This window comes from Bacteroides sp. 3_1_23, assembly GCF_000162555.1.
GTDB lineage: Bacteria > Bacteroidota > Bacteroidia > Bacteroidales > Bacteroidaceae > Bacteroides > Bacteroides ovatus.
Genome location: NZ_GG774952.1, coordinates 335,590 through 355,282, shown reverse-complemented (window position 1 = coordinate 355,282; position 19,693 = coordinate 335,590). Strand labels below are relative to the sequence as shown.

Here is a 19,693-nt window from a genome sequence, read left to right as displayed (position 1 = left end):
AGTGAATAAGTAAAGAGCAACATTTATTTCTATTTTCAACAAGTTTTATTCACATCATTCACTATATTTGCATAGTTTATCTTTCCATTTAATGCAAAAAAGGAGCAAATGACTACAAATTTAAACGAGACCTTTGCCGCTGTACAAGTAGCAAGTCGGGAATTAGCCCTGCTGAATGATAATGTCATCAATCAGATTTTAAATGCAGTAGCTGACGCAGCAATTGCAGAAACACCTTTCATTCTTTCAGAGAACGAAAAAGACCTCGCACGGATGGACAAAAATGATCCGAAGTACGATCGGTTGAAACTGACGGAAGAACGTTTGAAAGGTATTGCCGCAGATACACGCAATGTAGCAACACTCCCCTCTCCTTTGGGTAAAGTGTTGAAAGAGAGTGTTCGTCCCAATGGAATGAAGTTGACGAAAGTCAGCGTTCCTTTCGGAGTCATAGGAATCATTTATGAAGCACGCCCTAATGTTAGCTTTGATGTTTTCTCCCTTTGTCTGAAGAGCGGAAATGCCTGCATATTGAAAGGAGGAAGTGACGCCGATTGTTCCAACCGGGCCATCATCAGTGTGATTCACAAAGTATTGAAGAAGTTCAAAATCAATCCGCACATTGTAGAATTACTTCCAGCTGATAGAGAGGCTACGGCAGCGTTACTGAATGCTGTGGGCTACGTAGACTTGATTATCCCCAGAGGCAGCAGCAGTCTTATTCATTTCGTACGCGAGAATGCAAGGATTCCTGTCATTGAAACAGGAGCAGGTATCTGTCACACTTACTTCGATGAATTTGGGGATACAAACAAGGGAGCAGACATTATTCATAATGCAAAGACACGTAGAGTTAGCGTATGTAATGCATTGGACTGCACCATTATACATGAGAAGAGACTGGCCGACCTCCCTCTGATTTGCGAGAAACTAAAAGACAGCCATGTCATTATTTATGCTGATCCGCAAGCTTACCAGGCATTGGAAGGCCGCTATCCTGCCGAGCTCCTGGAACATGCAAAAGCAGAAAGCTTCGGCACGGAGTTTCTGGATTATAAAATGGCTGTCAAGACTGTAAAGAGCTTCGAAGATGCCTTAGGACATATTCAGGAAAACAGTTCTAAACATAGCGAGTGTATTGTTACCGAGAACGGGGAACGTGCAGCTTTATTCACCAGAATCGTGGACGCAGCTTGCGTATACACCAATGTGTCTACCGCTTTCACTGACGGGGCACAATTCGGATTAGGAGCCGAAATCGGAATCAGCACGCAAAAGCTACACGCACGCGGTCCGATGGGACTGGAGGAAATCACTTCTTACAAATGGGTCATTGAAGGAGATGGACAAACGAGAAGAAATTGAGACTATACCTATATGTTAAAAATCAAACAAGGTTTTGAGCGAAGCTAATTAAAAATTAAAAAATAAATGATATGAAGAAATTTACTTGTGTACAGGACATTGGCGATTTAAAATCAGCCCTTGCAGAAGCATTCGAAATCAAAAAAGAGCGCTTCAAATATGTAGAACTGGGACGAAACAAGACTTTAATGATGATCTTCTTCAACTCTAGTTTACGTACCCGCCTCAGCACACAGAAAGCTGCCATCAATTTGGGAATGAATGTAATGGTACTGGATATCAATCAAGGTGCATGGAAATTGGAAACTGAACGTGGCGTAATTATGGATGGTGATAAACCGGAACATATATTAGAAGCCATTCCGGTTATGGGATGCTATTGTGATATCATTGGAGTACGCTCTTTTGCCCGTTTTGAAGACTGTGACTTTGACTATCAGGAAACTATTATCAATCAATTCATCCAATACTCCGGACGTCCTGTCTTTTCGATGGAAGCGGCAACACGCCACCCATTACAGAGCTTTGCCGACCTGATTACCATCGAGGAATACAAGAAAACAGTACGTCCCAAAGTAGTTATGACCTGGGCTCCTCATCCACGTCCATTGCCACAGGCTGTTCCTAATTCCTTTGCTGAATGGATGAATGCAACGGATTACGAATTTGTCATCACTCATCCCGAAGGTTATGAGCTTGATCCGCAATTTGTAGGTAATGCAAAAGTAGAATATGACCAGATGAAGGCCTTCGAAGGAGCCGACTTCATATATGCCAAGAACTGGGCTGCTTATTCTGGCGACAACTATGGACAGATATTAAGCAAAGATCGTGATTGGACTGTCAGCGACCGCCAAATGGCAGTTACCAACAATGCTTATTTCATGCATTGTCTTCCGGTTCGTAGAAATATGATTGTGACAGACGATGTCATTGAAAGTCCGCAATCTATTGTGATTCCGGAAGCTGCCAACCGTGAAATCTCGGCAACTGTCGTTCTGAAAAGGTTATTGGAAGGACTGAAATAACCCCAAAAAATAAAGTGCTGATAAATCAGCACTTTATTTCTCTATTTCTTTACCTGCTTCCTGCCAGGAATTAAATCCCTTATCAAGCTCAAAAACTTTATATCCCTTCTCGCTCAAAATTGCCGCAGCCTTCTTGCTTCGTTTTCCACTGCGACAATATACAGCCACCGGTTTGTCTTTTTGCAACAAAGAATCAGCCATTGAAGCAAAAGAGTCATCCATCACATTGATGTTGATCGTCTTCGTGATATGCCCCTCCGAATATTCCGCAAGTGTACGAACATCCAGACGTTGTATATCCTCATTCTGAATAAGAGAATCAAACTCCTCTACATTCATTGATTGAAAATCCCCTTTCTGCTGACAAGAGAAAAGGGAAGAGAGAAATAAAAATATTCCCACGATTAATTGATTCAATTTAAACATATACACTCCATTATTCAATTCTGTCCCGGAGTATAGTCAAACCCAGGATCACAGTACTTATCAGATTCTATCGGAGAACCATCCTTATCGTACGTATAATATTTAAACTTTACCTTTATCGTCCGACCCGGATTCTCTTCATCTATATATTGCGCCAAAGGAACAGAAATGTAAGCACGCCGATTATAGTATTCTCCATCACTGTTCGCATCATGGTATAACAACATATTCACAATGCCATTTGTTTTAAGTTCGGACACATCTTCCACTATACCGAAAACATGTCCCTTGCCCGTACTGACCTTGAGATTCAAAATCATATTCAGATAATCCCTTCCAAGCCAGATACTGACCATCTCTACCGGATCTAGCTTTATACCGTCCTTGTAAATCGGATCATCTTCCGGTTTAGGTACCGGCGTTATGAGCGATTGCAAAGAATATATAGTAGCAGTGTTCTCACCGGAAAGCACCTCATAGTTACTCATTACACGTCTGGAAGTGTTTGGAGAGATAGTAGAACCCGTACGGTCTTCCGAAACAGTCAAGACTTCTCCCTTATCAGGAATAAGCGTTTGTATGCGACCGTCTTCTCCGGCCTCTACAGTCACAAATTCCAGTTTCACCGAAGGATAATAATAGTCATCATCTCCACAGGCAGTCATCAGGAAAAGCAATCCCCACAACCAAACAACATGTAATTTTCTTCTTTTCATCGGCAAGCTGCTAAATAATTAACTAACGGATTGGAATACATTAATAACAACTTCTCACGCAAAAAGTCTTCATCCTTATTCGGAATCTTGATCTTTGCCAATTGTTGTTCAATATAGTTCATAAACTGCTGTTTCTCTTCTTCCGTGTAATTGGACACGAATTCCGTTGTGCCATTCAGCCAATCATACGCCACATAATTTCCCGGATATATCCGGTAATTACGATGGATGCGGCGATCAAGACAGGCAGAAATACGGGCAAACAAATCCGGTTTCGGCAACGAACGGTCCAAGCTTTGCAAGTCATCATTCAAACAAGGAGCAACCTGAAAATGTACCCTGCCTTTATATCCGAAAAGACCTGTCTGCATATTAATCAAATCGTCCTGTGTCGTCTTTTTATATCCTTCGATGTCTCTCTTCAGCTGAAACTCTTGCGCTTTCAGAAAATCACACGGATCATATTCGTATGAAATAGCAAGCGGAGCAATATTCATTTCCATCAGGCGGTCTATCAAATCGCCTTCACCTCCCATTGCCAACATTTTCAATACACTGTCTTGTGTACGGTCATTCGAATCTTTTGCACGTCCTTCACGCTGCGCAATCCAAATAGACTGATTCTTCTCTGAAATGGTGTAATGCATATAACGGGACATACGCGCTGAAGATTCCAACATTTGCCGCATGGTCAACGCCCGCTGTACAATAAATGATTTATTGACACGCACCAGTTTCTTAATCCAGGGATAAATAAGCAAATTGTCGCCAATCGCAATTTCTACCGTATCCATTCCCTGGTCAATCAACAAAATAGAGAGAAAGCCCGAATCAAGAATAATATCTCTATGATTCGATATATACGTATAAGCTTTACTTTTATCCGGTATGGCGGTATGATCCAGTGTCAGTCCGGCAGTATGATCTGCCGCTATCTTCCACAAAATGCCATAACAAAATGCCTCCTGAAAATCAAGCTTAGTCTTACAGGCACGCATTTTTTGCGCCAGAAGTTCAAATGGAACGTTCGGTATAGCACCGGTAGCAGCTTTCTGAAAAGCCGGATCGGCAATCAGTTCCTCAAAGATTTGAGGAAGTTCCTCATCATTGTAAGGACGAATTTCATTAAACTCTGTCAGATCCATAAGTCTCAAGTATTATGTGCTCAAGTATTAAGTAATAAGTATAAAGTATTAGACTGCGTACAAACCGCATGGTTAATACTTTATACTTGATACTTAATACTTAAAACTTGTTTTCAATAATATCAGTCATCACATCCTTTATATCCAGTCCGGCTGCACGCACTTGCTGGGGAATAAAACTGGTAGTAGTCATTCCCGGAGTAGTATTTACTTCGAGAAGATTCAGTTTTTCACCGGCAGTTATAATGTAATCTACACGGATAATGCCGGAACAACCTAATATATCATAGATAGCTGAAGTCAGCATCTGTACGCGTTTGGTCAATTCATCCGAGATACGCGCAGGAGTGATTTCATCTACCTGTCCATTATATTTAGCATCATAATCAAAGAACTCATTGTGCGTCACTACTTCCGTAGGTGGAAAGATGACCGACTTCTCTTTTGTCTTATAACAGCCGCAAGTCAGTTCCGTTCCGTCCATAAACGCTTCAACAATCACCTCTTCCGCTTCTCCGAAAGCTTTAACAATGGCCGGTTGTATTTGTTCTTTTGTCTTCACTTTCGTAACTCCGAAACTCGAACCTCCCAGACTAGGCTTGATAAAACAAGGCAGGCCAATCTTTTCCACTACTTCCTCGTCAGAAACCGATTGTCCTTGGCGCAACAACAATGATTCGGCAATGCGCACTCCAAAAGCCTTCAGATATTGATTGCAGGTAAACTTGTCATAAGTAATGGCAGCCGCCAACACTCCACAACAGGAATACGGAATACGCATCATATCAAAATAGCCTTGCAGCCTGCCATCCTCACCCGGCGTACCGTGGATGGTGATATAAGCAAAGTCGAACACAACCTTCTCCGTTCCGTTCGTAAAACTAAAGTCGTTTCTATCCACCGGCACTTTGTTTCCGTCCGGTAATTGTACTTCCCAGCGACGGCCTTCCATCTCCACGATATACAAATTATACTTTTCCTTATCAATAAAGGAATAAATACCCTGTGCGCTACGCAGGGAAACTACGATTTCAGAGGTATCTCCTCCTGCTACGATAGCGATGTTGCGTTTCATTCTAATTCTCTATTACTTATATAGCCTCTCCACTTCTCGATAAGCCGGGTCATGTCATCCGGAAGTTCGGAAGTAAAATACATCTCTTCACCTGTGACGGGATGCACAAACCCCAATGTCATAGCATGCAAAGCCTGTCGGGGACAAGTGTCAAAGCAATTATTTACAAACTGTTTGTATTTACTAAAATGGGTTCCTTTCAGTATCTCATGACCGCCATAGCGTTCGTCATTGAACAACACATGACCGATATGTTTCATGTGGACACGAATCTGATGAGTACGTCCTGTCTCAAGTATACATTCCACAAGGGTTACGTACCCCAGTCTTTCCAGTACGCGGTAGTGTGTAACGGCATGTTTGCCCACTGTCGGATCGGACATCACCGCCATTTGCATCCGGTCTCTCGGATTACGGGCAATATTACCGACAATCGTTCCTTCATCCTGTTCCATAACACCCCACACCAAAGCACGATATTTGCGTTTGGTAGTCTTATTAAAAAATTGAATTCCCAGATTTGTTTTGGCATCCGGTGTCTTGGCAATCACCAGTAAGCCTGAAGTATCTTTATCGATGCGATGAACAAGTCCCACGTGCGGGTCATTGGCATCATAATCCGGTATATCCTTCATGTGCCAGGCCAGCGCATTGACCAGCGTGCCGTGATAGTTTCCGTGTCCCGGATGCACGACCAATCCCGCCGGTTTATTCACAACCATCAGATAAGGGTCTTCATAAACGATAGTAAGGGGAATATTTTCAGGAATAATTTCATTTTCATAACGGGGACGGTCCATCATCACCGTAATGACATCCAGCGGTTTCACTTTGTAGCTACTCTTCACCGGTTTGCCATTGGCCATAACGAATCCGTCTTCGGCAGCCTTCTGAATACGGTTGCGCGAAGCATTGACAATACGTTCGAACAGATATTTGTCGACTCTGACCATCGCCTGTCCCTTGTCTACAACCACGCGGAAGTGTTCGTAAAGCTGGGATTCGTCACCGACAGGTTCTATATCATCCAAATCATTCTCCAGTTCATCCGGAAGTTCTTCCTCTATCATGCGAGTCCGTTTCTGTTATTTATCTATTAAAACCAACTATCATCTTGAGTAGGTGATGATTCCGACGTAACCGGTTTCTCCGTATCCACGGAAACATCAACCGAGTCCTCTTCTTCCGACATATCACCGGAGCCGTCTCCCACCATCAATGTCAAAGAAGCTCCCAAAGGAATCTTTTCTCCGGCAGCCAACTGACGTCCCTGATACTTCACGCCGTACACCCAGTCTTTCTCACCATTTACCAATTGAATCTGATTCAGTTTAAAACCGGCATTCAGTAACTTGGCCTGTGCCTGGCGGAGCGAGCTGTTGTCCGCCACATCGGGAATGGCACGTAAAGGGACATCCAGGGTATTGACTGTCAGGTATACTGTACGTCCTTCCTTCACTTTTTCACCGGCTCCCGGTTTCAGTTCAAGAATGATACCCGCTGCTTTATCTTTGACATATTTGGTATCAGAAATCACATATACCAAACCGTGATTCCGGAACATCTTCGTAGCTTCTTCCACTGTCATTCCCTTCACATCGGGAACTACCACGCTTTCACCATGATGTGTATGTATATCAAGCCATTTCAACACACCAAATATCATCACTACCATCACCACAATCATGGCGATAATATTCACCCAGAAATATTTATTGGTTTTAAAAGAAAAGAATTCTTTAATAGTCATACGCATTGCTGTTAATATGCGCCAAAGATACGACAAAATAGTTGAACTTTTAAAAAGTAGGCGATGAAAAATGTCCCTACCTATTATGCAAAGACGCTTATCATCGCCAGAATTGCTGCAACTATAATCCCCACTCCTATAGATTTCAACAACCTTATTATAATGATACGGGGTTTCATGTCCCGGATATACTCTACCATCGCGTATGTTCGTTTATGAGTTTTATTTAATCTCACAAAGAAAAGCAAAAAGTCATAAATAAGAGCAAACAATACCGCTTTTTAACATACTATCCCCTTGAAAAACAGAGAAACAAAAAAGGCGAAGATTAAATTCTCCGCCTTTTTTGTTTCCTGATGACAAGTGATTATCACTTTTGTCCGTTGTACTCATCAGAAACAGTCAGTTTCTTTCTGCCTTTCGCACGACGAGCAGCTAATACTCTACGACCATTAGCCGATGCCATTCTCTCACGGAAACCGTGTTTGTTCTTTCTCTTTCTGTTAGAGGGTTGAAATGTTCTTTTCATTACTGTATCTTGTTTTTATGTTATTATTCTACGTAATCGGGTTGCAAAAATAGGCACTTTTTTTAAATTAACCAAGAGATAACTCATTTTTGCTCAAAAGTTTTTGTGTTTTTTACCGATTTAGATTACTTTTGCAGTCGAATTCCTGCGAAAACAATTAAATAACAATAATATAATAAGAAAAATAGCAGTATGATTAATGCTCAAGACATCAAAAACGGAACTTGTATCCGTATGGACGGAAAGCTCTATTTCTGTGTAGAATTCCTGCATGTAAAACCAGGTAAAGGTAACACTTTTATGCGTACTAAACTGAAAGATGTAGTTAGCGGATACGTTCTCGAACGCCGTTTCAACATCGGTGAAAAGTTGGAAGATGTACGTGTAGAACGTCGTCCATACCAATTTTTGTATAAAGAAGGAGAAGATTATATCTTTATGAACCAGGAAACATTCGACCAACATCCTATCGCTCACGATCTGATTAATGGTGTTGACTTCCTGCTCGAAGGTTCAGTATTGGAAGTTGTTTCTGATGCTTCTACTGAAACTGTACTTTATGCAGACATGCCGATCAAGGTTCAGATGAAGGTGACTTATACAGAACCGGGCATGAAAGGTGATACAGCTACTAACACACTGAAACCTGCAACTGTGGAATCAGGTGCAACAGTACGTGTTCCTTTGTTCATCAGCGAGGGTGAAACAATCGAAATCGATACTCGTGACGGTTCTTACGTAGGACGTGTGAAAGCATAATTTGCAAAAACATATAAAAATAGCCGGGAGTCCAAGGACTTCCGGCTATTTTTATATTCATACAGTTCTATTATTTATATCCTGCAGCTTTCGCAATTCTTTTAGGAATTTCTGTATTGTCAATCTTCTCACCAAACAGTTGAGAACCTGCACCAATAGCAAATACAGGAACATAACCGGCAGAGTGCCCGCCACTTACCCAACCTATCATAGCGATTTCATCCATCACTTCCTTTGCACGTGCAGCCATCGGTTCGCTCTTAGAGTACATACTTTCAGCAAATACGACTTTATTCTTCACGAATGATTTCTCAAATTCATCACGCAACGTCTTTTCCTGTTCCCAAGAAAGAGGGAATTGTTTCCAGAAGCCCATTTCTTCGCCGAGGAATGTTTTCATGTCCTCCCAAGTGACTTTATTGCCTTTTGATTTTCTCAATTCACTGATACGTTGTGAAAGTCCGTCAGCAGAATGTTTCTGATATTGCAATGCTTTCAGGTTCAACGCATATTTTCCCGTACCGAGCACGATACCACCTGTTTCATGGTCTGCGGTAATCACAATCAGCGTTTCTTTCGGATGTTTCTTATAGAATTCATAAGCTACTTTGATGGCATTATCCATGTCTTTCACTTCGTTGAACACAGTAGCGGCGTCATTAGCGTGGCATGCCCAGTCTATTTTACCTCCTTCTACCATCAGGAAAAAGCCTTTATTATTGCCTTTAGTAAGAAAGTCAATAGCACTTTCCGTAATTTGTGCTAATGTCAAATCATTCTCTTTGCGGTCAATAGCATAAGGCAGACAAGAAGGATTGGCTCCCTCTTCCTGAATCAAGATCATCTTTTCTGCTTTTGCAGCTTTTGCCTTATAGTCATTGTAACCACGTGCTACTGTATATCCTGCCTCTTCAAAAATAGGGAAAATGCTCGGAGCTTCTTTCTTGTCATAAGTGGTGGTAGGTTTCAAGAAACCACCGCCTGCATAAAAATCGAAATTGGCTTTCGGCAAATCAAGAGCAATTTCATAATTCATATTACGATCGGGTTGATGTGCATAAAATGCGGCAGGAGTAGCATGATCCACACTGACAGAAGTCGTTACGCCCACCTTTTTTCCTGCTTTCTTTGCTTTTTCTGCGACAGTCTGAATAGCATTTTTATCTTCTCCTACAGAAATAGCGCCATTATAAGTTTTCTTTCCTGTTGCCAATGCAGTACCTGCAGCTGCAGAGTCTGTTACTGAATTTTTAGCAGAGAAAGTGGTTGCTACGGTAGCAACCGGAAATTGAGTAAATAACAAAGGCTCGACTCCAATACGACCATTTTGAATTTCCGCCTGATACATCTCCGTACCATTTACTTGATTGACTCCCATTCCATCTCCGATGAAATAGAATACGTACTTTGCCTGCCCGTTGGCTACAACGGAGATAAGGACAAAGAACAGTGTGTAGACTAACTTTTTCATTTTCTAGTATATTTATTTTAGATTAGTTGTCTACAAAGGTAGAAAAAAAAGAGAGATGCACAGTGGATTATTGAACACTAAAAGTAGATATTTGCTTTATACACAAGCATTATTGGCTCGTATATTACGAAGTAATAACATATTGCTATCTGTGAATAACATTATAGGTTCATTACATTCTGCTCGAACATATCTTTATCTCCGGCAGCTTTATTACGCATCCGGCTACGATAATTATAGATAGTTGCCAAAGAATAACCGAGAAAATGAGCAATCTTGTTACTGTCTACTACTCCCAGACGGATAAGGGCAAAGATACGAAGTTCTGTTGTCAGAAGTTCATCGGATTTAGGATACACTCTTCCTTCTTCTACCAGCAAATTATTGAAAGCTGAAATAAAGTTCGGGAAAAGTTTCAGAAAAGACCTGTCGAACTCATTATAGAATTCATCCCGCTCATCCCGGATAAACTGTTCGGACTTGATAGCTTTAAACAAATCTTCGATACGCGATGCCATTGCCAATTTTGCCAATGAACGACGATAAGTTTCCAGTTTGTCGAGATAGTTGACACATCTGTCCAGATAGCGGGCGATATAGACTTCTTTTATTTTTCCGGTTTGCTCCAGTTCCGCGTTGACCGCAGACATTTGTTTGTTAGCCAGACTAAGATTCCGCCGCATAACAGACAACTTCTTCATCCAACGATATAGATAGAAAATAGCAATCAGAAGAAACAAAGACAACAAACTGACACTAATCAACATAGCGCGGGAAACGGCACGTTCTTTTTCTTCTTTTAATTTATACGCCTTGTCGATAATCGGAAAAAACTCCGTCACCTCAATAAACCGCAAACGGGCATTACACGCCACAGCATCTTCCATCGAGCAACTCAAGTATTTGTAGGCACGGTCAATATCTCCTGATTCATACATCAGATGCGCGAGTTTCTGCAATGAAGCATACTCCCTCACCGGAGTTTCCAGATCCGCAATGGCAGTCAGAATCAGATAGTAAACTTCTTTTTCGATATCTTTCTTCATACTATAAGCTTCGGAAAGAGTATAATAAATATATACTTTCTGACGTTCATCCTGAATTTCTTTCAAAGCATTGTTCAGCATATCCACAGCGACATCGGCTTTCCCGTTCATTATGCATTTTTCGGCTAAAACAATCGTTTTGTTTGCCTCTGGAGGCATCGCAGCAATAATGGAATCTCTATATAAATCGGTTTTCTTCAAATACTTTTCTTTTTCATTCTTATTGGTCGTATAATCTGCTAACCACCCGTAGCAGGCACGATACGTCTGATAATAAGATAACCGAGTCCACTCATTCAATTTTTTAGGATCAATCCTCTCCAACTGTTCAATGGCTTCTATATACATTCCCATTACTCCCATTACCGTAGCACGATTAATGATGATCTCATACTCCAATTCCGGGCGGTTCAACAATGGAAGGATTTCCATCTCACGGTTAATATAATATAAGGACGAGTCTGCCTGATAATGCAAATAAGCACCAAAAAGAGAGGCATATAATTCATATTTTCGAACAGGATCAGTAGAATGGGCAAGTTCTAATTTCAAGTTATTAATCTCTTTCTCTTTCCGAATCTGGAAAGTCTCTTTCTTGCTTATAACTTCATCCAGCTTTTTAAGAGCAGCCGCATTATCCGTATGCATTGCACACAACGAAAAAGGAAAGAGCAAAAGAAGAAATAGCATATAAAGGGTTAGATTTTTCATAAGGTTCCTTTTTAAAGATGTTACAAATATAAGAAATATAGTAATGAAAACGAAAAATATGGGTATAACTATTTTCATTTTCACTTGTATTTTTCGGCATAAGGTATTAGAATATCCAACTAATTATCAGCAACATAGTCAGATAACAGGTTTATATTTCCATTCTAATCTCACAAAGGTGCACAGCATCCCCCTACATTTGCATCATCGGTTCTCCGAGCAAACAGTTAAAAATCTAGCTACCATGAAACGAAATTTGTTATTTGCTATTTTACTATTACTTCTATCGGGTTATCATCAAGCATTCGCCGCAACCAATATAAAGAAAGTGGCTCCTACCTTTTGGTGGGCAGGAATGAAGAATCCCGAACTACAAATACTTCTATACGGCGATGGCATATCATCCGCAGAGGTAAGTATTTCTTCTAATGACATCACCCTGCAGGACGTGGTGAAACAGGAAAATCCTAATTATCTGATCTTATATTTAGATCTTTCAAAAGCTATCCCTCAGCACTTCGACATTCTCCTGAAACAAGGTAAAAAACAGACTAAAATACCATACGAACTTAAACAGCGCAAAGAGAATGCTTCAGCAGTAGAAGGCTTCAACTCCAGTGATGTACTTTATCTCATTATGCCGGACCGCTTTGCCAACGGCAACCCCTCCAATGATATAATTCCCGGAATGTTGGAAGCAAACATAGACCGCAACGAACCTTTCGCCCGTCATGGCGGTGATTTAAAAGGAATAGAGAAACATTTGGATTATATTGCAGACCTCGGAGTTACGAGTATATGGCTTAACCCGATTCAGGAAAATGACATGAAGGAAGGCTCTTATCATGGATATGCCATCACCGATTACTATCAAGTAGACCGTCGCCTCGGAAGCAATGAAGAGTTTCGCAATCTCGTAAAAGAAGCCAATGCTAAAGGGCTAAAGGTAGTCATGGACATGATCTTCAACCATTGCGGTTCGAACAATTATCTATTCAAAGACATGCCTGCCAAAGATTGGTTCAACTTTGAGGGAAACTACATGCAGACCAGTTTCAAAACTGCCACCCAAATGGACCCTTATACTTCCGATTATGATAAAAAGCTGGCCATTGACGGTTGGTTCACACTGACTATGCCGGACTTCAACCAACGAAACCGTCACGTAGCCACTTACCTGATACAGAGTAGTATCTGGTGGATAGAATATGCGGGTATCAACGGAATCCGCCAGGATACACATCCTTACGCCGACTTTGAAATGATGGCGCATTGGTGCAAAGCGGTCAATGATGAATATCCTTCATTCAACATTGTCGGTGAGACATGGCTGGGCAGCAATGTACTGATCTCCTACTGGCAGAAAGACAGTAAACTTGCTTATCCGAAAAACAGTTATCTTCCTACTGTCATGGATTTCCCACTGATGGAAGAAATAAATAAAGCTTTCGACGAAGAAACCACCGAATGGAACGGAGGACTTTTCAGACTCTACGAATACCTCTCACAGGATATTGTCTACGCCGATCCAATGAGTCTGCTGACCTTCCTCGATAATCACGATACTTCCCGTTTCTACCGTTCGGAGGAAGATACCAAGAACCTGAACCGATATAAACAAGCCTTGACATTCTTACTGACTACCCGTGGAATTCCACAAATATATTATGGAACTGAAATCCTGATGGCAGCCGACAAAGCAAATGGAGACGGATTACTCCGATGTGACTTTCCGGGAGGTTGGCAGAATGACGCCAAAAACTGTTTTGAAGCAACCAACCGTACTCCGCAACAAAATGAAGCCTTCTCTTTTATGCAAAAACTGCTCCAATGGAGAAAAGGAAATGAAGTCATCGCCAAAGGCAAACTAAAACATTTCGCACCCAATAAAGGCATTTATGTTTATGAACGCAAATACGGTAACCAATCAGTCGTTGTCTTTCTGAATGGAAACGACCGGGAACAGACTATTGACTTACATCCTTATCAGGAAATACTCTCCACCTCGTCTGCTCATGATTTGCTCACAGACAAAAAGATTGAATTAAGAAATGAATTAACACTTCCAAGCCGTGGGATATACCTTTTAGCCTTCTAAGCAAGTTCACTACGACTTATATTTATCCAATGAAATCAGATAGATAAACAATTATAAAACAAGATACTAGCATTTATACAAACTTGTATTTTTATTCTAATCAAACAAAAAAGTGAAGGTGGTTGCTACATTTGCAATATCCGAAACAAACAGGAATAGAAATATCGGTTAGCTTACAATTTAATACCATAAATAGAATGAAAAAGAAAAAGTTTTTTTCGATCATCGCATTCCTTTGCATCTCATTCATTGCGAATGCACAACAGAAACTGACCTCACCGGATGGCAATCTGGTTCTGACCTTTCAGGTTAACAAAGAAGGCGCACCAACCTACGACTTGACTTACAAAGGCAAGGTGGTAATTAAGCCGAGCACTCTCGGACTGGAATTGAAAAAAGAAGATAATACCAGAACCGACTTTGACTGGGTAGACCGCAGAGACCTCACCAAGCTCGATTCTAAATCCAATCTTTATAATGGCTTCAAGCTGAAAGATGCGCAAACGACTACCTTTGACGAAACCTGGCAACCAGTCTGGGGAGAAGAAAAGGAAATCCGCAATCAGTATAACGAACTGGCAGTCATTCTGTTTCAGCCAATGAACGACCGTTCCATCGTTGTTCGCTTCCGCCTGTTCAATGATGGTTTGGGATTCCGTTATGAATTTCCGCAACAGAAATCACTGAACTACTTCGTTATCAAGGAAGAACATTCCCAATTTGCCATGGCAGGCAACCATATCGCATACTGGATACCGGGCGATTACGACACTCAAGAGTACGACTACACCATCTCCCGTCTATCGGAAATCAGAGGTTTGATGCAACAGGCGATCACTCCAAATTCTTCTCAAACCCCATTTTCACCGACAGGTGTACAGACGGCACTGATGATGAAAACAGATGATGGTTTATACATCAATCTGCACGAAGCCGCTTTGATTGATTATTCTTGTATGCACCTCAATCTGGACGACAAAAACATGATATTCGAATCCTGGCTGACACCGGATGCAAAAGGGGATAAAGGTTACATGCAGACTCCGTGCAACTCTCCGTGGCGTACGATCATCGTCAGTGATGATGCACGTAACATTCTCGCCTCCCGCATCACCCTCAACCTGAACGAACCTTGTAAGATTGCAGACGCCGCCTCCTGGATTAAACCGGTGAAATATATAGGCGTATGGTGGGACATGATTACCGGAAAAGGTTCCTGGGCTTATACAGATGAACTGACCAGCGTGAAACTTGGCGTTACAGACTACTCCAAAACCAAACCGAACGGCAAACATTCTGCCAATACAGCTAACGTGAAACGTTACATCGACTTTGCCGCAGCCAACGGATTTGATGCAGTGCTGGTAGAAGGTTGGAATGAAGGATGGGAAGACTGGTTCGGCAACAGCAAAGACTATGTATTTGACTTCCTGACTGCATATCCTGATTTCGACGTACAGGAAATCCATCGTTATGCTGCAAGCAAAGGAATTAAAATGATGATGCACCATGAGACTTCTGCATCTGTTCGCAACTACGAACGTCACCTGGATAAAGCTTACCAATTCATGGTAGACAATGGATATAACTCGGTTAAAAGCGGTTATGTGGGTAATATCATTCCACGCGGAGAACATCATTACGGTCAATGGATGAATAATCATTACCTGTATGCCGTGAAAAAAGCCGCCGATTATAAAATCATGGTCAATGCACACGAAGCAACCCGTCCAACCGGTATCTGCCGTACATATCCCAATCTGATCGGTAATGAATCCGCACGTGGAACAGAATATGAATCATTTGGAGGAAATAAAGTATACCACACGACGATTCTGCCTTTCACACGCCTGGTCGGTGGTCCGATGGATTACACTCCCGGCATCTTCGAGACTCACTGTAACCAGATGAATCCGGCAAACAACTCCCAGGTACGTTCAACCATTGCACGCCAACTGGCATTGTATGTCACCATGTATAGCCCTTTGCAGATGGCTGCCGATATTCCGGAAAACTACGAACGCTTTATGGATGCTTTCCAGTTTATCAAAGACGTCGCTCTCGACTGGGACAAAACAATCTATCTGGAAGCAGAACCGGGAGAATACATCACAATTGCCCGCAAAGCAAAAGGAACGGACGACTGGTACATAGGCTGCACAGCCGGTGAAAACGGCCACGACTCCCAATTAACGTTCGATTTCCTGGAACCGGGAAAACAATACGTCGCTACCGTATACGCAGATGCCAAAGATGCCGACTGGAAAGATAACCCGCAGGCATACACCATCAAAAAAGGTATCTTGAATAATAAAAGCAAACTGAATCTGCACGCTGCCAATGGCGGTGGATACGCAATCAGTATCAAAGAGGTGAAAAACAAATCAGAGGTTAAGGGATTGAAAAGACTATAAATAAAGGATAGTCTTAAAAAAAGTGTTTTCAATAGGTATTTTTAAAGAAACTTTTAAGAGAGAGAAATAATATTACTATATTGTTAACTTTAATTTTTTAAATGCATGAAGCAAGTTAAATTTAGAATCGTTCAAACGATTCTCCCCTTGTTAATAGGGATGTTTTTATCACTGGGCGCTTATGCACAGCAAATCACAGTCAAAGGACATGTGAAAGATGCTATGGGCGAACCCGTGATTGGCGCCAATGTCATTGCCAAGGGTACCACAACGGGTACCATCACTGACTTTGACGGTAACTTCACATTGAATGTTCCTCAAAATTCTATTCTGTCCATTACATTCGTCGGTTACAAAGCAGCAGAAATTAAAGCAGCTCCTTCGGTAATGGTCACACTGGAAGATGACTCTCAAGTATTGGACGCCGTAGTCGTTGTAGGTTACGGAACAGTAAAGAAAAACGACTTGACGGGATCAGTTACTGCCATCAAGCCGGATAAAATCAGCAAAGGAGTAACCACCAGCGCACAGGATATGATAACAGGTAAAATAGCCGGTGTGAATGTAATTTCCAGCGGTACTCCGGGTGGAGGAGCTACGATTCGTATTCGCGGTGGTTCATCATTGAACGCCAAAAACGATCCGTTGATCGTTATCGACGGACTGGCAATGGATAATAGCGGTGTGCAAGGTTTGACTAATCCTTTGGCAATGGTAAACCCGAATGACATCGAAACTTTCACTGTTTTGAAAGATGCTTCGGCCACCGCCATCTATGGTTCACGTGCTTCTAATGGTGTGATTATCATCACTACAAAGAAAGGGAAAGCAGGCAGCAAACCACAGGTGAACTATGAAGGTAACGTTTCCGCCGGTATACTGCAAAAGACAATAGACGTAATGGATGCCAATGAATTCAAAGGATACGTATCCAAACTTTATGGTGAAGGAAATGCTCCAAGCCCCTTCGGTGAAGCAAACACTGACTGGCAGAAAGAAATTTTCCAGACAGCCGTTAGTACAGACCATAACGTGACTGTAAGCGGTGGTTTGAAAAATATGCCTTATCGTGTTTCTTTCGGTTACACCAATCAGAATGGGATCCTGATGACATCTAATTTCGAGCGTTATACCGCCTCCGTCAATCTGACACCCTCTTTCTTTAAAGATCACCTGAAGTTCAATATCAATGCTAAAATGATGTGGGCCAACCAACGTTATGCTGACGACGGGGCTATCGGCGCAGCTTTGACCATGGCCCCGACCCAACCTGTATATGACTCTTCGGACATGTACAAAAACTTCGGTGGATTCTACCAACCGACCAGTGACGGTAGTTCATATAACGATCCGGAATGGCCGCTTACACTGGAAAGTAATTCAACCGCCAACCCTGTTTCCCTACTGAAACTAAAGAAACATACTTCCAGAAACACCAGTTTTATCAGCAATGTAGAAGTAGACTATAAATTCCACTTCCTCCCTGACCTGCATATCCATGCTAACGTAGGCGGTGACTACTCGGAAGGTAAGGAAAAGAATGTAAATTCACCTTATGCCCCGGGCTCTTATTACTATGGTTGGAACGGGACTGACTACGGCTACAAATATAACCTGTCGGTGAATGCCTATGCACAATATTCCAAAGAAATCGGGGATCATTATGTCGACGTAATACTGGGTGGTGAAGAGCAACATTTCCACTATACCGGATATAAAGTCGGACAAGGAACAAATCCGTTAACAGGCGAAGCCTACAATCCGAATCTGCGCTCACAAACAGCCTGGGGACATCACAGTACATTAGTTTCTTATTTTGCCCGCGTAAATTATACATTACTTAGCCGTTATTTGCTGACAGCCACTTTCCGCCAGGACGGTTCTTCCCGTTTCTCTAAAGACAACCGTTGGAGTAGCTTCCCTTCTGTTGCTTTGGGATGGAAACTGAAAGAAGAAAATTTCCTGAAAAACGTAGAAGTATTGTCAGATCTGAAACTCCGCCTCGGATGGGGTATCACGGGTCAGCAGAACTTAGGCGACGATTATGATTTCCCTTATATGGCACTGTACCGCGTCAACGCAGCCGGAGGTTATTATCCTTTCGGGGATACCTATTATGGCACTATGCGTCCTAAAGCTTATAACGAAGACCTGAAATGGGAAGAGACAACGACTTATAACGCAGGTTTCGACTTTGCTTTCCTGAACGGACGTATCTCCGGCTCGATGGATTACTATTACCGGAAAACCGACGATTTAATCAATACCGTAAAGATTGCGGCGGGGACTAACTTTAATACCCAACTGATCAGCAACATCGGTTCATTAAAAAATACGGGGCTTGAATTCACCATCAATGCCAAACCTATTGTAACCAAAGATTTTGTCTGGGACTTGGGATATAACATCACTTGGAACAAAAATGAAATCACTAAACTGACCGGAGGAGATGATTCTAATTACTATGTAGAAACCGGAGGTGTATCTACTGGTATTAGCGGTGCAACCTGCCAGGTACAGAAAGTAGGTTATCCGATGAACTCATTCTTCGTTTACCAACAAGTGTATGATAAGGATGGAAAACCGATTGAAAACATGTTCGTAGACCGTAACGGAGATGGTGTCATCAACGCTTCGGACAAATATATCTATAAAAAACCTGCCGCTGACGTATTGATGGGACTGACTTCCAAATTCACTTATAAAAATTGGGATTTAAGCTTTGCCCTCCGTGCCAGCCTGAATAACTATGTGTACAATGACGTACTGGCCAGTAAATCCAGTGTCGGCAAGGGAGGAATCTTTAATCATGGATACTATTCCAACCGCCCGACAGCTGCCGTGAATCTGGGATTTGAAGGAAAGGGAGACTATTATCTGTCCGATCGTTTCGTTGAGAATGCTTCATTCTTGCGTTGTGATAACATAACAGTAGGTTATAGCTTCAAAAATTTACTGAAGTCCCAGGCTTATAAAGGTATCAACGGCCGTATTTACGGTACTGTACAGAATCCCTTCGTTATCACCAAGTATACAGGACTCGATCCTGAATCGGTTATCAGTTCAGGAAATGATGCCGGAGTAGCAGGTATTGACAGGAACATTTATCCTCATCCGATCACTATCCTGTTCGGGCTAAGTCTTCAGTTCTAAGATTGTA

At 41.9% G+C, this 19,693-nt stretch carries 15 protein-coding genes; 6 read left to right on the top strand and 9 right to left on the bottom strand.

The window, feature by feature from the left end; all coding sequences use genetic code 11:
- Window positions 1-108: 108 nt before the first annotated feature.
- Together HMPREF9010_RS10155 and HMPREF9010_RS10160 are read left to right on the top strand one after the other, a co-directional pair.
- Window positions 109-1,365, top strand: a complete 1,257-nt coding sequence (locus tag HMPREF9010_RS10155; protein ID WP_004299772.1) for a glutamate-5-semialdehyde dehydrogenase — start codon at window positions 109-111, stop codon at window positions 1,363-1,365.
- 71 nt (window positions 1,366-1,436) lie between these two features.
- On the top strand, window positions 1,437-2,393 hold the full coding sequence (locus tag HMPREF9010_RS10160) for an acetylornithine carbamoyltransferase (protein WP_008649589.1): 957 nt from the start codon (window positions 1,437-1,439) through the stop codon (window positions 2,391-2,393).
- A 33-nt stretch (window positions 2,394-2,426) separates the two neighbouring features.
- Here the strand turns inward: HMPREF9010_RS10160 and HMPREF9010_RS10165 are convergent, their stop codons facing one another.
- The 7 genes from HMPREF9010_RS10165 to rpmH form a co-directional block, all read right to left on the bottom strand.
- Window positions 2,427-2,819, bottom strand: coding sequence for a rhodanese-like domain-containing protein (locus HMPREF9010_RS10165; protein ID WP_004299770.1), 393 nt, complete (start codon window positions 2,817-2,819; stop codon window positions 2,427-2,429).
- Window positions 2,820-2,833: 14 nt separating this feature from the next.
- The gene (locus HMPREF9010_RS10170; RefSeq protein ID WP_004299769.1) at window positions 2,834-3,535 is read right to left on the bottom strand and encodes a hypothetical protein; all 702 of its coding nucleotides are present in this window, start codon (window positions 3,533-3,535) and stop codon (window positions 2,834-2,836) included.
- Window positions 3,532-4,680, bottom strand: a complete 1,149-nt coding sequence (locus tag HMPREF9010_RS10175) for a 1-acyl-sn-glycerol-3-phosphate acyltransferase (RefSeq protein ID WP_004310509.1) — start codon at window positions 4,678-4,680, stop codon at window positions 3,532-3,534. The genes HMPREF9010_RS10170 and HMPREF9010_RS10175 overlap by 4 nt, the downstream gene beginning before the upstream one ends.
- Before the next feature lie 100 nt (window positions 4,681-4,780).
- Window positions 4,781-5,755: a D-alanine--D-alanine ligase gene (locus tag HMPREF9010_RS10180; protein ID WP_004299767.1), complete on the bottom strand. Its 975-nt coding sequence runs from the start codon at window positions 5,753-5,755 to the stop codon at window positions 4,781-4,783.
- Window positions 5,752-6,825: an RluA family pseudouridine synthase gene (locus HMPREF9010_RS10185; RefSeq protein ID WP_004299766.1), complete on the bottom strand. Its 1,074-nt coding sequence runs from the start codon at window positions 6,823-6,825 to the stop codon at window positions 5,752-5,754. The genes HMPREF9010_RS10180 and HMPREF9010_RS10185 overlap by 4 nt, the downstream gene beginning before the upstream one ends.
- 26 nt (window positions 6,826-6,851) lie before the next feature.
- The gene (locus tag HMPREF9010_RS10190; protein ID WP_032842956.1) at window positions 6,852-7,505 is read right to left on the bottom strand and encodes a PASTA domain-containing protein; all 654 of its coding nucleotides are present in this window, start codon (window positions 7,503-7,505) and stop codon (window positions 6,852-6,854) included.
- Between the two features lie 370 nt (window positions 7,506-7,875).
- Complete coding sequence (rpmH, locus tag HMPREF9010_RS10195) at window positions 7,876-8,034, bottom strand: 50S ribosomal protein L34 (protein WP_004299762.1); 159 nt, start codon at window positions 8,032-8,034, stop codon at window positions 7,876-7,878.
- 192 nt (window positions 8,035-8,226) lie between these two features.
- On the opposite strand from rpmH, the gene efp reads away from it, so the two are divergent.
- Complete coding sequence (gene efp, locus HMPREF9010_RS10200; protein WP_004299761.1) at window positions 8,227-8,793, top strand: elongation factor P; 567 nt, start codon at window positions 8,227-8,229, stop codon at window positions 8,791-8,793.
- Between the two features lie 70 nt (window positions 8,794-8,863).
- On the opposite strand, the gene HMPREF9010_RS10205 is transcribed toward efp, so the two are convergent.
- Together HMPREF9010_RS10205 and HMPREF9010_RS10210 are read right to left on the bottom strand one after the other, a co-directional pair.
- Window positions 8,864-10,264: an alkaline phosphatase gene (locus HMPREF9010_RS10205; RefSeq protein ID WP_004299760.1), complete on the bottom strand. Its 1,401-nt coding sequence runs from the start codon at window positions 10,262-10,264 to the stop codon at window positions 8,864-8,866.
- 161 nt (window positions 10,265-10,425) lie between these two features.
- Window positions 10,426-12,021: a DUF6377 domain-containing protein gene (locus tag HMPREF9010_RS10210; protein WP_004305037.1), complete on the bottom strand. Its 1,596-nt coding sequence runs from the start codon at window positions 12,019-12,021 to the stop codon at window positions 10,426-10,428.
- 244 nt (window positions 12,022-12,265) lie between these two features.
- Between HMPREF9010_RS10210 and HMPREF9010_RS10215 the strand changes: the two genes are divergently transcribed.
- The 3 genes from HMPREF9010_RS10215 (at window position 12,266) to HMPREF9010_RS10225 (ending at window position 19,686) form a co-directional block, all read left to right on the top strand.
- The gene (locus tag HMPREF9010_RS10215) at window positions 12,266-14,119 is read left to right on the top strand and encodes a glycoside hydrolase family 13 protein (protein ID WP_004299758.1); all 1,854 of its coding nucleotides are present in this window, start codon (window positions 12,266-12,268) and stop codon (window positions 14,117-14,119) included.
- 197 nt (window positions 14,120-14,316) lie between these two features.
- Complete coding sequence (locus tag HMPREF9010_RS10220; protein WP_004299757.1) at window positions 14,317-16,533, top strand: glycoside hydrolase family 97 protein; 2,217 nt, start codon at window positions 14,317-14,319, stop codon at window positions 16,531-16,533.
- 105 nt (window positions 16,534-16,638) lie between these two features.
- The gene (locus tag HMPREF9010_RS10225) at window positions 16,639-19,686 is read left to right on the top strand and encodes a SusC/RagA family TonB-linked outer membrane protein (protein WP_008649577.1); all 3,048 of its coding nucleotides are present in this window, start codon (window positions 16,639-16,641) and stop codon (window positions 19,684-19,686) included.
- Window positions 19,687-19,693: the final 7 nt, after the last annotated feature.

Bases quoted from the DNA above. Each gene is read 5' to 3' on its own strand.
- HMPREF9010_RS10155 (WP_004299772.1), top strand. From the start codon at position 109: ATGACTACAAATTTAAACGAGACCTTTGCCGCTGTACAAGTAGCAAGT.
- HMPREF9010_RS10160 (WP_008649589.1), top strand. From the start codon at position 1,437: ATGAAGAAATTTACTTGTGTACAGGACATTGGCGATTTAAAATCAGCC.
- HMPREF9010_RS10165 (WP_004299770.1), bottom strand. From the start codon at position 2,819: ATGTTTAAATTGAATCAATTAATCGTGGGAATATTTTTATTTCTCTCT.
- HMPREF9010_RS10170 (WP_004299769.1), bottom strand. From the start codon at position 3,535: ATGAAAAGAAGAAAATTACATGTTGTTTGGTTGTGGGGATTGCTTTTC.
- HMPREF9010_RS10175 (WP_004310509.1), bottom strand. From the start codon at position 4,680: ATGGATCTGACAGAGTTTAATGAAATTCGTCCTTACAATGATGAGGAA.
- HMPREF9010_RS10180 (WP_004299767.1), bottom strand. From the start codon at position 5,755: ATGAAACGCAACATCGCTATCGTAGCAGGAGGAGATACCTCTGAAATC.
- HMPREF9010_RS10185 (WP_004299766.1), bottom strand. From the start codon at position 6,825: ATGATAGAGGAAGAACTTCCGGATGAACTGGAGAATGATTTGGATGAT.
- HMPREF9010_RS10190 (WP_032842956.1), bottom strand. From the start codon at position 7,505: ATGACTATTAAAGAATTCTTTTCTTTTAAAACCAATAAATATTTCTGG.
- rpmH (WP_004299762.1), bottom strand. From the start codon at position 8,034: ATGAAAAGAACATTTCAACCCTCTAACAGAAAGAGAAAGAACAAACAC.
- efp (WP_004299761.1), top strand. From the start codon at position 8,227: ATGATTAATGCTCAAGACATCAAAAACGGAACTTGTATCCGTATGGAC.
- HMPREF9010_RS10205 (WP_004299760.1), bottom strand. From the start codon at position 10,264: ATGAAAAAGTTAGTCTACACACTGTTCTTTGTCCTTATCTCCGTTGTA.
- HMPREF9010_RS10210 (WP_004305037.1), bottom strand. From the start codon at position 12,021: ATGAAAAATCTAACCCTTTATATGCTATTTCTTCTTTTGCTCTTTCCT.
- HMPREF9010_RS10215 (WP_004299758.1), top strand. From the start codon at position 12,266: ATGAAACGAAATTTGTTATTTGCTATTTTACTATTACTTCTATCGGGT.
- HMPREF9010_RS10220 (WP_004299757.1), top strand. From the start codon at position 14,317: ATGAAAAAGAAAAAGTTTTTTTCGATCATCGCATTCCTTTGCATCTCA.
- HMPREF9010_RS10225 (WP_008649577.1), top strand. From the start codon at position 16,639: ATGAAGCAAGTTAAATTTAGAATCGTTCAAACGATTCTCCCCTTGTTA.